At 39.2% G+C, this 13,217-nt stretch carries 11 protein-coding genes; 5 read left to right on the top strand and 6 right to left on the bottom strand.

What is annotated here, in order from left to right; genetic code table 11:
• Positions 1–21: 21 nt before the first annotated feature.
• The gene (uvrB, locus tag ACYQ3A_RS06955) at positions 22–2,013 is read right to left on the bottom strand and encodes an excinuclease ABC subunit UvrB (RefSeq protein ID WP_459896472.1); all 1,992 of its coding nucleotides are present in this window, start codon (positions 2,011–2,013) and stop codon (positions 22–24) included.
• Between the two features lie 49 nt (positions 2,014–2,062).
• Here uvrB and ACYQ3A_RS06950 point away from each other — a divergent pair, with 49 nt between their 5' ends.
• Genes ACYQ3A_RS06950 through ACYQ3A_RS06935 form a run of 4 tightly spaced genes read left to right on the top strand, consistent with a single transcriptional unit; the run spans position 2,063 to position 6,110 of the window.
• The gene (locus ACYQ3A_RS06950; RefSeq protein ID WP_459896470.1) at positions 2,063–4,795 is read left to right on the top strand and encodes a tetratricopeptide repeat protein; all 2,733 of its coding nucleotides are present in this window, start codon (positions 2,063–2,065) and stop codon (positions 4,793–4,795) included.
• Positions 4,795–5,373 carry a DUF507 family protein gene (locus ACYQ3A_RS06945; protein WP_459896468.1) on the top strand — a complete coding sequence of 193 codons (579 nt, stop codon included), beginning with the start codon at positions 4,795–4,797 and terminating at the stop codon, positions 5,371–5,373. Before ACYQ3A_RS06950 ends, ACYQ3A_RS06945 begins: the two co-directional genes overlap by 1 nt.
• The gene (locus ACYQ3A_RS06940) at positions 5,351–5,650 is read left to right on the top strand and encodes an FtsB family cell division protein (RefSeq protein WP_459896466.1); all 300 of its coding nucleotides are present in this window, start codon (positions 5,351–5,353) and stop codon (positions 5,648–5,650) included. Before ACYQ3A_RS06945 ends, ACYQ3A_RS06940 begins: the two co-directional genes overlap by 23 nt.
• Entirely contained in the window at positions 5,640–6,110 is a 471-nt protein-coding gene (locus tag ACYQ3A_RS06935; RefSeq protein ID WP_459896464.1) for a DUF8052 family protein, read from the top strand. The genes ACYQ3A_RS06940 and ACYQ3A_RS06935 overlap by 11 nt, the downstream gene beginning before the upstream one ends.
• A gap of 77 nt (positions 6,111–6,187) precedes the next feature.
• Here the strand turns inward: ACYQ3A_RS06935 and ACYQ3A_RS06930 are convergent, their stop codons facing one another.
• Both ACYQ3A_RS06930 and ACYQ3A_RS06925 read right to left on the bottom strand, forming a co-directional pair.
• On the bottom strand, positions 6,188–7,498 hold the full coding sequence (locus tag ACYQ3A_RS06930) for a nucleotide sugar dehydrogenase (RefSeq protein ID WP_459896462.1): 1,311 nt from the start codon (positions 7,496–7,498) through the stop codon (positions 6,188–6,190).
• Positions 7,495–8,574 carry a glycosyltransferase family 4 protein gene (locus tag ACYQ3A_RS06925; RefSeq protein ID WP_459896460.1) on the bottom strand — a complete coding sequence of 360 codons (1,080 nt, stop codon included), beginning with the start codon at positions 8,572–8,574 and terminating at the stop codon, positions 7,495–7,497. Before ACYQ3A_RS06925 ends, ACYQ3A_RS06930 begins: the two co-directional genes overlap by 4 nt.
• 69 nt (positions 8,575–8,643) lie before the next feature.
• Between ACYQ3A_RS06925 and ACYQ3A_RS06920 the strand changes: the two genes are divergently transcribed.
• Entirely contained in the window at positions 8,644–9,561 is a 918-nt protein-coding gene (locus ACYQ3A_RS06920; RefSeq protein ID WP_459896458.1) for a glycosyltransferase family 9 protein, read from the top strand.
• Here the strand turns inward: ACYQ3A_RS06920 and ACYQ3A_RS06915 are convergent.
• Genes ACYQ3A_RS06915 through ACYQ3A_RS06905 form a run of 3 tightly spaced genes read right to left on the bottom strand, consistent with a single transcriptional unit; the run spans position 9,553 to position 13,213 of the window.
• Complete coding sequence (locus ACYQ3A_RS06915) at positions 9,553–11,289, bottom strand: ABC transporter ATP-binding protein (protein WP_459896456.1); 1,737 nt, start codon at positions 11,287–11,289, stop codon at positions 9,553–9,555. The genes ACYQ3A_RS06920 and ACYQ3A_RS06915 overlap by 9 nt on opposite strands.
• Before the next feature lie 8 nt (positions 11,290–11,297).
• The gene (locus ACYQ3A_RS06910) at positions 11,298–12,110 is read right to left on the bottom strand and encodes a polysaccharide deacetylase family protein (RefSeq protein WP_459896455.1); all 813 of its coding nucleotides are present in this window, start codon (positions 12,108–12,110) and stop codon (positions 11,298–11,300) included.
• Positions 12,107–13,213, bottom strand: a complete 1,107-nt coding sequence (locus ACYQ3A_RS06905; protein WP_459896454.1) for a glycosyltransferase — start codon at positions 13,211–13,213, stop codon at positions 12,107–12,109. The genes ACYQ3A_RS06910 and ACYQ3A_RS06905 overlap by 4 nt, the downstream gene beginning before the upstream one ends.
• Positions 13,214–13,217: the final 4 nt, after the last annotated feature.

The raw sequence follows: 13,217 nt of genomic DNA, 5'->3' as shown, positions 1-13,217 counted from the left end.
GTGAGATAGGAACCAAAGATTCTATGCAGGAATTAGCAATTTTCTAAGTTCTTTTATCTTATCTCTTAATTCTGCTGCCCTTTCAAACTCCCAGTTTTTAGCTGCTTCTCTCATCTCCTTTTCAAGGCGAGCAATCTCCTCAAGGAGCTCCTCTTCTGTCTTCGGAACTCTCTCATTTTCTTTAATCTTTATCCTATAGAACGGTGTTACACCCGCATCTTCAAGAATGCTTGTCTCAAGGTTTCTCTTAACAGTCTGGGGCATTATACCGTACTTCTCGTTGTACTCCTTCTGAATTCTCCTTCTCCTCTCTGTCTCCTCAATTGCTTTCTTCATCGATGGAGTTATCCTGTCAGCATAGAGGATTACCTTTCCATTTACATTTCTTGCCGCTCTACCAATTGTTTGAATAAGAGAAGTTGTTGACCGCAAAAAGCCCTCTTTATCTGCATCAAGAATTGCAACAAGTGATACTTCTGGCAGATCAAGCCCTTCTCTTAAAAGGTTAACTCCAACGAGAACATCAAATTCACCGCTCCTCAATCCTCTTATAATCTCAACCCTCTCAACGGAGTCTATCTCTGAATGCATGTACTTGGCTTTTATTCCCTTTTCAAGGAGATACTCCGTAAGCTCTTCGGCACTCCTTTTTGTAAGGGTTGTGATTAAAACCCGCTCGTTCCTGTTTACTCTTTCTCTGATTTCAGAAAGAAGGTGATCTATCTGACCCTCTGTTTTCCTTACCTCAACCTCTGGGTCAAGGAGTCCCGTTGGTCTGATTATCTGCTCAACAACCTTCTCAGAAACCTCAAGCTCAAAAGGCCCCGGTGTTGCAGAAACAAAGATTGCCTGAGGAACTCGTTCTAAGAACTCCTCAAAGTTCAGAGGTCTATTGTCATAAGCTGATGGCAATCTAAAACCGTGTTCAACGAGGTTGTACTTCCTCGCCCTGTCTCCTCTCCACATGGCCTTGATTTGAGGAATCGTTACGTGGGACTCGTCTATGACAACAAGGAAATCATCAGGGAAGTAATCAAGAAGGGTAAACGGAGGCTCTCCAGGTTCCCTGCCGTCAAGGTGTCTTGAGTAGTTCTCTATTCCTTTACAGTGGCCAATCTCAAGGAGGAGCTCCATATCGTACCTTGTTCTCTGTTCAAGCCTTCTTGCTTCAAGCTCTTTTTCCTCTTTCAAAAAGTAGTCTATCCTCTCTTCCAATTCCTTCTCTATCGACTGAACAGCTTCAACTATCCTTGCATAGGGGGTTGCATAGTGGGAAGCAGGATAGACAGTATAAGAGTCAAACTCCTTTAGGACTTTCTGGTTGAAGTAGTCAAGCATAACTATTGAATCAACCTCATCTCCAAAGAGCTCAATCCTTATAAAGTGATCTTCAACATCAGCAGGAAAGATGTCTATGACGTCCCCTCTTACTTTAAAAATTCCTGGCTTTAGCTCGTACTCGCTTCTCTCATATCCAAGAGTCACAAGCTTTCTTATTACCTCATCCCTTTCAATCTCCTCTCCAACCTGAAACCTTAACGATAGATTCCTGTAGTAGTCTGGAGAACCGAGACCGTAGATGCAGGAGACAGAAGAGACAACAATGACATCCCGCCTTGTAAGGAGAGAAACGGTTGCTGAGTGTCTCATCCTGTCTATTACAGGGTTAATCGAACAGTCCTTCTCAATATAAAGATCTCTGCTTGGGATATAGGCTTCAGGCTGGTAATAATCGTAGTAGCTGATAAAGTACTCAACCGCATTCTCAGGAAAGAAGTTCTTTAGTTCGTGGTAGAGCTGGGCTGCAAGAACTTTGTTGTGGGAGATAACGAGGGTTGGTTTCTGAACTTCCTCAATTACCTTTGCAATTGTGTAGGTTTTACCACTACCGGTAATGCCCAGAAGGGTCTGATACCTTAAACCCTTTTTAATCCCTTCAGATAATTCTCTTATAGCTTTAGGCTGGTCGCCTCTCGGTTCAAAAGGAGAAATAACTTTAAACCGCTTTTCCATAGGAATATAATTTAAGACTACTTTAAAAAATTTGCTGTCTGGGGAAAAAATGAGACTTAAAGTTTTAGCTCTTTCCTTAATCTTCTATTCCACAGCTTTTGCTTCCGATTTTAACCTTGGTGTAAAGCTCTACAGGGATGGACTTTATTCATTGGCAGCAAAGACTTTCAGCGAAAACCTGGAAAAACTTTCACCGGAAGAGTTTAAAAAATTTTACCAGGTTATATACCAATCGTTCCTGAAATCCAAAGACTTTGAAGATCTGAAAAAGTTTGTTAACTACTGGGAAAAGAACTTCCCAGATTTCAACAAAGGAGAGCTTTTAGCCCTAAAAACTGTGTTAGAGCTCCGCGCTGGAAAACCAATTCAAAAAGTGATAAATCAGGATGAACTCCTTAAACTCTCCATTAACAACAAGATTCAGTTCTTCAAAACTCTTTCAAATTATCCACTCTCCTCCGACGACCTCTTCTACATCGCCAATCTCTCATCGAAGAACACAGACCTGAAAGGCACCCTCAAAGAGAGCTCTTTTCTGAAAAAAACGTTACAGATTGCACTTAAAAAAAACGATTACCGGCTGATCGACCTCATATTTGACAATTACGGCAAATGGTTTAGCTCCCCAGAAGAAATCCTCGAATACGTCAAATACCTCGAGAGGAAGAAACGATTTTCTGAAGCTCTCGTCGAAGCGGAAAAACTCTACAAGAAATATCCATCCGATAACGTCAGAATTGAACTTGCAAGGGTTTACTACCTGAATGGAAAATATCAGGAAGCTCTCCAAACCTTAAAAGACCTTAACTCAAAAGAAGCAAAGTATCTAAAAGCATGGTGCTACTTCAAACTGGGTCATCCTGAAAAGATTCCGGAAATTATTGGACTTAATGTATCAAAACCTGAAATCCCAGATAAGTTAAAAGTTCTCTTGGATTTTTTCAGATGCGACTTTCACTTTGAAAAGCTCAAAAAGCTCTATCCCGAGCTATATCCAAAAGCATACATATTCTCTTTTTCAACGGATGTACCAGAAGAGGTTGGCTCTTACCACGACCTTGGTTACATCTACTACGAAAGAGGACTCTACAGAAAAGCCCTCTCCTATCTCGAAAAAGCCGTTCAGAACACATCAGACAAACTTCTCATGCCGAGAACTCTCTATCTCCTTGGCAAGCTTGGCAGCTTCAACACAGAAGTTGCTTCTGTTGTCTATACACAGTTGATGAGGAGCTATCAGAACACTCCCTTTTACAGAGAAGCCATAATCCCTGCTGCCAGAACCTACCTCTACAGCGGAAATACAGTCCTTTCAGTAAAACTCCTGAAGTACGCAGAAAACCAGCTTGGACTGAAGACCGACGAAGTTAAAAAGCTGCTGGGACTTGGCTACACAAACGAAAAGGACTTTAAAAATGGAGCTCTTTATCTCTCAAGAGTTTCATTTAAAGATGGAGATACAAATACATACTTGGCATTTGACCTATTTCAGATTGGAAACAGAAAGAGAGCCTATGAAGTTCTAAAAAACCACTTGAAGACAAACGGACTCTATCCAGAAATTAACGGTGGCAGACTGGTCTATCTCTCAAAGCTCCTGCAGAAAGAATCGGACTTAAAGAAATTCCACTTTACGTCACCATCTGTTCAGCTAATGGCTGCCATAACCTCAAACAACATCAAAAAGGTAGAAAAACTACTGCCCCAACTCTCCGGAAACGAAAAAATTGCTGCTGCTCTTTACCTCTCCCTTACTTACGAGAAGTCAACACCTGACAGGGCAATGGAATACCTTACAGTCATCTTCAACCACTCCACCGATGAGGTAGTATCAAACTTCGCCAGACAAATGGTCAACCACCTCGCATTTAAATCAGGAAGCTTTGAACCTGTGCTCTTCAACGACCCTCAGTTCATAGCATACAACCCTGAAAATGGAATAACATCTGTTGATACCCTCATATCAAAGGCCGAAGATTACATCTCAACAGAGGATTACGGAAAAGCTTATGGACTGCTAAAACTGGCACTTGAAAGGACAACCTCAGATGAAATCAGAAAGAGAATCATAGAGAAACTGGTGGACATAGACCTGAAGGAGAAGAACTACTCCAGAGCTCTGAAAGACGTGGAGCTCCTGCCAAACAGAAATCAGTCCGATAAGGATCTCAAGAACTTCCTCACGTTCAAGATCTTCCTGAAGCTCGGAAGACTTGTGGATGCCTACACTGCAGCCCAGTCTATAAAGGATATCAACAACGTTCCTGAAAATGAGAGAAGTTCCTTCTTGGCTAAACTCGCCAACTACTACAAGTTAATGGGAGATAAAGAAAAAGCATCAACTATTGTTGACAAACTCGTAAACTCAGGAAACCTCTCAACTATTGATTACGACGATCTTATAAGGCTTGCAATCTTTGCCGAAAAAGAAGAAAAGCTCGACGAAGCCGAAAAACTGATTAATGAAGCCATAAAAAAGGCAAAGACAAAAGAGCAGAAAGTTGAATCCCTCTTCTGGAAAGCTTCCATTCAAGCTGAAAAAGGCAACATCGATGAAGCAATCCTCAACTATATGAAGATAAATTACGAATACAGCGATGTTGAACCCTGGGCTTCCACATCACTCTACAGAGCAGCTCAGCTTTTTGAGGAAAAAGGAGATTACAAACAGGCTCTCAAGCTCTATCAGAAAGTTGTGAAGCTGAAGCAAGGAACAAAAGAAGGCGAAGTGGCTGCAGAAAAGGTAAAATCTCTTTTGCAAAAGATGAAAAAGGAGGAATGATGGCAAAACAGAATAGATTTCTGAAACTCCTTGCAGATAGAATCGCAGACAACCTCTTAGAAAAAGAGTACGTTATTGCAGATAATCCAGAAGAGTTCAAGAAGAAAGTGTACGACATCCTTTACAATGACTACATCACAGAAAAAGAGCTGGAAGAAGAAGCTGAAAGAATTATTCAGGAAAACGCCGAAGAGGTTACATACAGAGGAGTTTCCATCCACAAGGCGAGAAAGCTCATAAAGGAAAAACTGGCGAAAGAGAGAGGAATTGCCGTAGTTGGTAACATTTTCTCCAGAGAAAAAGCCAACTACCTTGCTGGAAAGGTTCTCAAACTCATACTGACAGATGAAGAACTGGACTACACACAGGAAAGAGGTGTCATAAGGGCAACTATCGTCAAATCCTTTGAAGAGATTGCAAAACTCAGAAAAGAGATAGACGAAAAAGTTAGAGAAAAAATAGCTTCTCACTCAAGACCCATTTACGAGGGAACTCCTGAATGGTATGCCCTTTACAGGCGCTACTATAATGAAGAACTGATTGAGAGAGGACTAATTGATACAGAATCTGAAGTGTAGGTTCAGATATCTTATCCTTTTCTGGATCTTTTTCGCCCCCTGGGCCTTCTACAGTTATTTTCTGGGGGATAACTCCCTCTCTACTTACCGAAAGTTAAAAGAAACCTATAAAGAGCTTAAAAAAGAAGAGAACTACTGGAAAAACCGGAACGAAATCCTCAAAGAGAGGATTACTGCTTTTGAAAAGAACAAGGATTTTTACTACCAGAAGCTTGCCAGAGAAATGCTTTTAAAGGGAAAGAAAGACAAAGAAGAGGTAATCCTCTTTGTTAAGTGAGAAAGTTAAGAAAAAAGTTCTACCATATGGTGAGTTTCTGGAACCTTTTACTGTAAGCAGAATCACTTTTGACTTTTTCGTCCATCTTGAAACCAGCTTAGTGCATACAACCTTTTTTATGAAAGACTACGAAATAAGGAGCTTTCTATACATCTTCGGGAAAAGATATCAAAAACTCATACTCAATGATTTTAAAGACCTGTGGAATATCTTTCCAAGAGTTTCAAAAAAACTCCTAAAAACTCCAGAAGACCACTACCTCTCCAGTTTTATTCTTCTTTTGGAAGCTGAGGAGACTGAAGAAGCTGTAAAAAAGGCTGTAAGAAATTCCTTTATTTCAAAAAGCATCTGGTTTGGCTTCAAGGGGTCCTACAACGTAGGAATTACCCTGCTTTTAAATGAAGAGATAATCTGTCCGGAAGAGGTTAAACCATACATTTCGTGGATTTTCGAAACTTAAAGAACCTCAAAAAAAATCCCCCAGTCCCCTTTAGAAAAGGTAATGTAAATCCAGCATAGATTTGAGTATAGACTTCCTTACAATCGCCAGAGAACTACCTCTTTAAATTCTTCCCTGTTGTAAATTCCCTTCACGTCCATAACTATTGGCTTTGAAACAGAAATCTTTTCGAAAAATTCAGGTGTTAGCTTCCTGAACTCCTCGTGCTTTACAGCAACCACCACAGCATCGTAAGGTGCCATTTCCTCTGGAGACTTCAGGAGCTCTATTCCGTATTCCTCTTTCACCTCCTCAGGGATTGCATGAGGGTCGTAAACGTGCGGCTTTACTCCGTAACTCTCAAGCTCCCTGTAAATATCTATCACCCTTGTATTTCTGACATCTCTGATATTTTCTTTAAAGGTAAAGCCAAGTATCAGAACCTTTGAGTTTAAAATCTGTTTCCCCTCCTTTATCATCTGCTTAACAGTACTCTCCGCAACAAATTTACCCATATAGTTGTTTATTCTCCTCCCCGCTAAGATAACTTCTGGATGATAACCCAGCTCCTGAGCTTTAAAAGTCAGGTAGTAAGGATCCACTCCGATACAATGTCCTCCTACGAGCCCGGGCTCAAACTTCAGGAAATTCCACTTCGTCCCTGCTGCTTCAAGAACGTCCCTCGTGTCTATTCCCATTTTGTGAAAGATGAGAGCGAGCTCGTTCATAAGGGCTATATTTAAATCTCTCTGGGTGTTCTCTATTACCTTCGCAGCTTCAGCAGTTCTTATGTCTGGAGCTTTATGGATACCTGCTTTAATTACCGAGCCATAGATAGAAGAAAGGAGCTCCAAAGTTTCTCTATCACAACCAGAAACAACTTTAACTATCCTGTCTATCGTATGCCTCTTGTCTCCAGGGTTAACCCTTTCTGGCGAGTATCCAACCTTAAATTCTTCCATATATTTAAGCCCTGACTCATTTTCAAGAATTGGAACACAGATCTCCTCTGTAACACCCGGATAGACAGTCGATTCATAGACGACAACAGTTCCCGGTTTCATAAATCTTCCAACAGTCTCAGAGGCCTTCTTTACAGGAGTCAGGTCAGGAATCTTATGCTCATCAATTGGAGTAGGAACTGTAACTATCACAAGTCTGCACTCAGAGAGCTTATCTGGAGAGTCTGTGTACTCTATATGAATACTTTTCAGCTTTCCACTCTCAACTTCTCCAGTCCTATCAAAACCTTCCTTTAGTTCCTCTATCCTCTCACTGTTTATGTCAAAACCTACAACCCTGAACTTTTCAGCAAGCAGAACTGCTAAAGGTAATCCGACGTAACCAAGACCGACTACAGCTATCTTTTCCTTTCCAGATAGAAAATCCTCAAAAACTGGAAATTTCATCTCAGGAGCTCCTTATAAAGTTGTAAAGTTTTTTCTGTAACGTTTTTTATATCAAATCCTTGCGCTGTTCTCCTTGCGTTCTCTTTCATGTTTTCGTTGTTTAAGTTTTCCAATCCCTTGAGCAGTCCCTGATACAGAGAATCAACGCTCCCCGGTTCAACTGCTATTCCGTTCTCCATGTGTTTCAAATAACTCTTTATCCCACCAACGTAAGAAGCTACAACAATCTTTCTCATTGCCATTGCTTGAAGAAGAGAACTTCCTAAACCTTCATTTATCGAAGGAAAAACAAAAAGATCTGTATCGCTAAGTATTCGAGGAACATCCCTCCGAAATCCAAGAGGAATAACCTTATTTTTCAGGTTATATTGATTTATCAAAGAATAAGCCATCTCACTCTGCGTGTCTCTACCTGCCAGAATTAAAACAAACTTTCTTTCAGGATAAGTATCTATAAGTTTTTTAAAAGCAGGAAAAAGAATATGTTGACCTTTAACTTCTGAAAAGTTGGCAACCTGAGTAAGTATTAACGTATCTCTTGAAAGGTTCAATTCTTCTCTAAGTACTGATTCTATGAATGGCTGGAACCTGTCAAGTTCTACCCCAGAAGGTATATAGTGTACTTTTCTTTTTAGAAAAGGATTCTTCTTCAGTTTCTCACATATTTCATAGGATATACCAATAATTGCATCAACATTCAAGTTATACTTCGTAACGGCAGAAAGATAAGATATATCAAAAAGAACCCGTCTCGTATAAACCAACTTCGGTCTTGAATTAGTAAAGCAAGAAGCCAGCCATACAAACCAGTGGGCTTTTGATATGTGGGTATTCACAATATCGTAATTTCCAATAATTCCTGCCAGTTTCTTTGCTTCAGAAAAACTGAACTTTTTAGTATTAGGAAAATAGACTCTTTCTATTCCAAGCTTTTCAGCCCTCTTATCCAGCTCACATCCTTTAAATGTAAGAATGTGAGTTTCATAACCCATACGGTTCATATACTTTGCCAGCAGAAGACACTGCTCCGTTCCACCGCTCCAGCCTCTTGCAGTTGTCGCTTGAAGAATTCTCATTTAAATTTCTTCTCCGTATAATTTTCTTGAATCAAAAGTTGAACGAATTTTAACCGATGGGTAGCTTTAATGAAAATACTATTGATACAGATTAGACAACTTGGAGACGTCCTTCTCTCCTCTCCGCTTGCAAGAGTTATAAAAGAAAATCTGAAAAATACAGAAGTTCATTTTCTTACCTCCCCTATTGGGAGAGAAATTCTAAAAGGTAACCCCTTTATAGATAAAATTCTAACCATTAAAGAAGGTTTAACTGGGGAACTCCAGACAATTCTTTCAGTACGACAGGAAAATTACAATGCAATTGTAGATGTTCAAAGAACAGGAAGATCTAAGAGGATTACGCTTTTTTCGGGAACTCCTCTCAGAATTGCATTCAAAAGAGAAAAAGAGAACTTCTACTACAATAGACTTATTGAGTGGAAAAATTATGGCTACACTGCATGGGAAAGAATGGAGCTTTTAAAGGGAATCGGAATAGAAAATCCAGTTAAACCATATCTACCAGAGCTTTTCGTCTCTGAAGAAGAAAGTAATAGAGTAAAAAAGCTTATCCCCGAAGGAAAGTTTGCCATCTTAGTTCCAACCGCAAGGAAGGTTGAAAAGATGTGGAATCTTGAAAACTTTGCCAGACTCATAGATTTCATGAAGAAAAAGCTAGGCATCCCTTCAGTTGTCTGCTATGCGCCCGGAGAGGAAAAGTTTATTGAGGAGCTCAAAAGCCTCTCAAAATCTGGTTTTATTTCCCCAGAAAAATCACTTTCAATAAAAGAGCTGGCACTTCTGATTAGAAAGGCCTCTCTCTTTATCGGTAACAACTCCTTTGCCTCCCACGTAGCTGTCTCCCAGAAAACAAAAACCATCGTAATTGACAGAAAAAAATCAGGCTGGTTTCCACCTGTTGAGTTTGTAAAAGAGGTTCATTCGAATGGAGAGTTTCCCGATTTTGAAAAAGTAAAGAATACTGTTGAGGAATTCTCAATCTGAAGGTTGTGAAAACTGTATATCACAAAGTTTCTTGTAATCCTCAAGGTTTTCATAAAGTTCCTTGTGACTTCCAACTCCTGTAACTTTGCCTTCTTTCAAGAATATTATCAAATCACTGTTAACAACAGTTGAAAGCCTGTGGGCAATTGCAATGAGGATCTTATCTCCAAACTTCTCATCAAGAGCTCTCTGAACGGCAAACTCTGTCTCAGAATCAAGGGCACTGGTAGCTTCATCTAAAATCAAAATATCTGGATTTTTCAAAACAGCCCTTGCAATTGCAATTCTTTGTTTCTGTCCACCAGAAAGCTGAATTCCACCTTCGCCTATCAGAGTATCATAACCCTTAGGAAGTGATTCTATGAAATCGTGAATGTTTGCAATCTTAGCTGCTGTAACTATCTCTTCAAAAGAAGCCTCAGGCTTTCCAACCGCTATATTCTCTCTTATTGTCCCTCTAAAAAGAATAATGTCCTGACTAACAACACCTATTCTTTTTCTGTAAGGCTTTAACTTGAGCTCCCTCAAATCAATGCCATTAACTACAATCCTGCCTTCTGTGGGATCATAAAACCTTGGAATCAGATTTACCAGTGTACTTTTTCCACTTCCAGTCTTTCCAACAATTGCATATTTTTTTCTTTTTTCAAAAGAAAGGTTTATCTCCTTAAGAGTAAAGTTTTCAGAGCTTGGATACTTAAAAGAGACGCCCTTAAACTCCAATTTCTCTATCGGCTTCTCAAGTTCCTTATCACCATCTTTTAACTGGTACTCATCAGGTAGATCCAGGATTCTTTTTACCCTCTCTGCAACAGATATTGACTGTTGAATCCTGTTATAGCCCTGTCCAAGCTTTCTGATTGGCTCGTAGGCCATTATAAGGGCAATGATAAAGGAAAAAAACGCCCCAGCTGTCAACTCTCCAGCAACTATCTTTTTTCCACCGTAAAATATTAAAAATCCAACAATTACAGCAGCAGTTATCTCAACAATTGGCGGATAAAGCCCTTCCACTTTTTTAATCTTCATAAACTCTCTCAGATATCTGTTGTTGTCTATTCGGAATAATCTCGAGAAATTTTCCTCCAATCCAAAGAGCTTTATCTCTTTTATGTTTTTGACACCTTCAAAGAGATGGTTTGTTATAACGGCAAGCTTATCCTGCATTCTATTAGTGTATTTCTTAATCTTTTTACCAATCCTTGAGATGAGAAAACCTATTAGAGGAAGCCCTATAAATCCGAGAACTGCCAGTTCAAAATCCTGATAGAAAACAACCCCTATCAGACCAATAGCTGTCAGTAAGTTTCTTGTAAAGGTTGCAACCTGACGTGAGGTAAAGTCCTGAAGAAGAGAAGTGTCGTTTATTATCTTTGAGATAAAAGCTCCCGGCGGCTCAATCAAAAATTGCTCAAGCGGAAGCCTTAAAACTTTTTCATATAAATCATCTCTAAGCCTTGCAATAACTTTCTGACCTATGTATGCCATTGTATAGTAGTTAACAAAAAAGACTATACCTTTCGCAAGAACAAGCCCAAAGAGAATAAAGGGAATTAAAGTTATCATCCTTTCATTCTTTGTGACAAAAACCGTATTAACCATATCCTTAACAAAGTAAGCAAGGTAAGAGGTAATTCCTGCGTTGAGAAGTAGAGTCACAACAGCTACAACAAAAAGAAATTTCAAATCCTTTAAGTAGCTAAATATCCACCATGGAAACTTTTTCATGGGAGCTCCTAAAACGCGTAAAGCAAAGTTCTCGTCTTAAACCAGAACATACTCTTTTTCTCACTCACTGCAAGCCTTTTTATGCGACAGAAATCATCTCTATTCCAACCTCTTTCAGTAGTGAAGCAGAATCTATAACCAACATTTTTAGCTACATTCACAACCTTTTCATCGTATATTCCCCATGGCCACGCTATAGCATCAACCTCCTTGTTTAACTTTTCCTCTACTATCTTCTTAGACTCTCTAAGCTCTTTCTCTGCCTCTTTATAATCAGCTACAAGAATGCTTGTTAGCTCTATTCCCTCTTTAACTTTTTTCCTTTCTTCCTCACTCAGCGAATAAATTCTCCAGTCGCTACGGGATTTAAAGGGTTTCCCCTTTCCTACAGCTGCTCTATGGGAAAGAGCATGGGAGTGAACATCAACAAGATCAGACATAGCTCTTAGCTCACCCCATGAAAGAAAAGCCGAGTTGTTACCATCCAAAAAGGAGCGCTTAAACGCTTCAAAAGTCGAAACCTCTGAAACCATAGAATTACTTCTAACTTCCTCACTATCTAAAACCCTTTGAGGAGAAACAAACAGAACAGCAGGAACATTGTATTTTCTTAGAACTGGATAAGCATAGAAAAAGACATCTGAGAATCCATCGTCAAAAGTAATTAGAACAGAAGGAAAATGAACACTTCCCTTAAGCTCTTCTATCTTAAGAATCTGAAAGTATCTCCTTAGGAACTTTATCTGCTCCTCAAAAACTTCTGGCTTTACCCCAAATTCAGGATGAATCCTATGATAAAGTAGAACAGTAAAACCTTTCATAAAACCACCTTATATGGAAGATTTTCTGATAGAACACCTTCATAAAAATCAAGCAGTTTATCAACATACCTTTCTATCGTAAATTCTTGTGCAATTTCTCTAGCTTTGCGAGAAAGTTTCTCATAAAAATTTTCATCTGCCAGAAGTCTATCCAGTGCATTAGCTATTCTTCTTGGATCAATAGGAACTATCAAACTACATTCAGAAGCTACCTCTTTTGAAGGAACATTAGGAGAAATAATTGCAGGAAGTCCTGCATACATGGCTTCAAGATGAGTTATAGGAAATCCTTCATAAGAAGAAGGCATGAGAAGGATATAAGATGTTTTAAGAATCGCAGGAACATCCCTTCTATATCCTGTAAATATGATCTTTTTAGCCAATCCGAGAATTTTAGCCAAATCCTGAAGCTTTTCTCTCTCCTTTCCTTCTCCAACTATGAGCAACCGTGTATCATGATGTTTCTTTTCAATCAATGAAAACGCTTTTATCGCAACATCAAAGTTTTTCTGTTTTACCAGTCTTCCCACACACGTAATGTACTTCACTCCATTTTCCAACTCCAAACTTCCTTCCTCTTTGAATTTTTCAATATTTATTGAATTGTAAAGAACATAATGTGGCTTTCCTGCTACATTGTGCTCTTTTTCCACAACTTCAAAAACCTCTTTAGACACAGAAAGAAAGACATCTGTTCTATAAGAAAGCAACTTGTTAAATATCCTCCTCTCTATTCTTGTTTCTCTTTTTATGTTATGAATGTGAGTTACAATCTTAAAACTGCTTAAGCCGATAGAAGCTATCCTGGTAAAGTAGTCTCCAGAAAACTGCATTGAATGTACAATATTAGGTTGATAATTTCTGATAAAATCCCTAAGCCTATAAACAGTTTTTACTTTAAAAGTCTTTATATCCCTCTTTGAGCTTCCAAGATTGATCACAGGCAATCCACCTCTCAAGAACTCTTCTATTTTTTCACCTGTTCCCGATAGATTAACTATCTTAAAATCAACACTCCTCTCTAAGAATTCAAGAGCAATATCAAATAGCAAATTCTCTATACCACCAAATGGCAATCCACCAACGACAAAAAGAACTTTCAAAAAC

The sequence above is a fragment of the Desulfurobacterium crinifex genome (assembly GCF_054656775.1).
The sequence above is the reverse complement of the archived record's forward strand: the minus strand, read 5'-3'. Positions and strand labels throughout refer to the sequence as shown.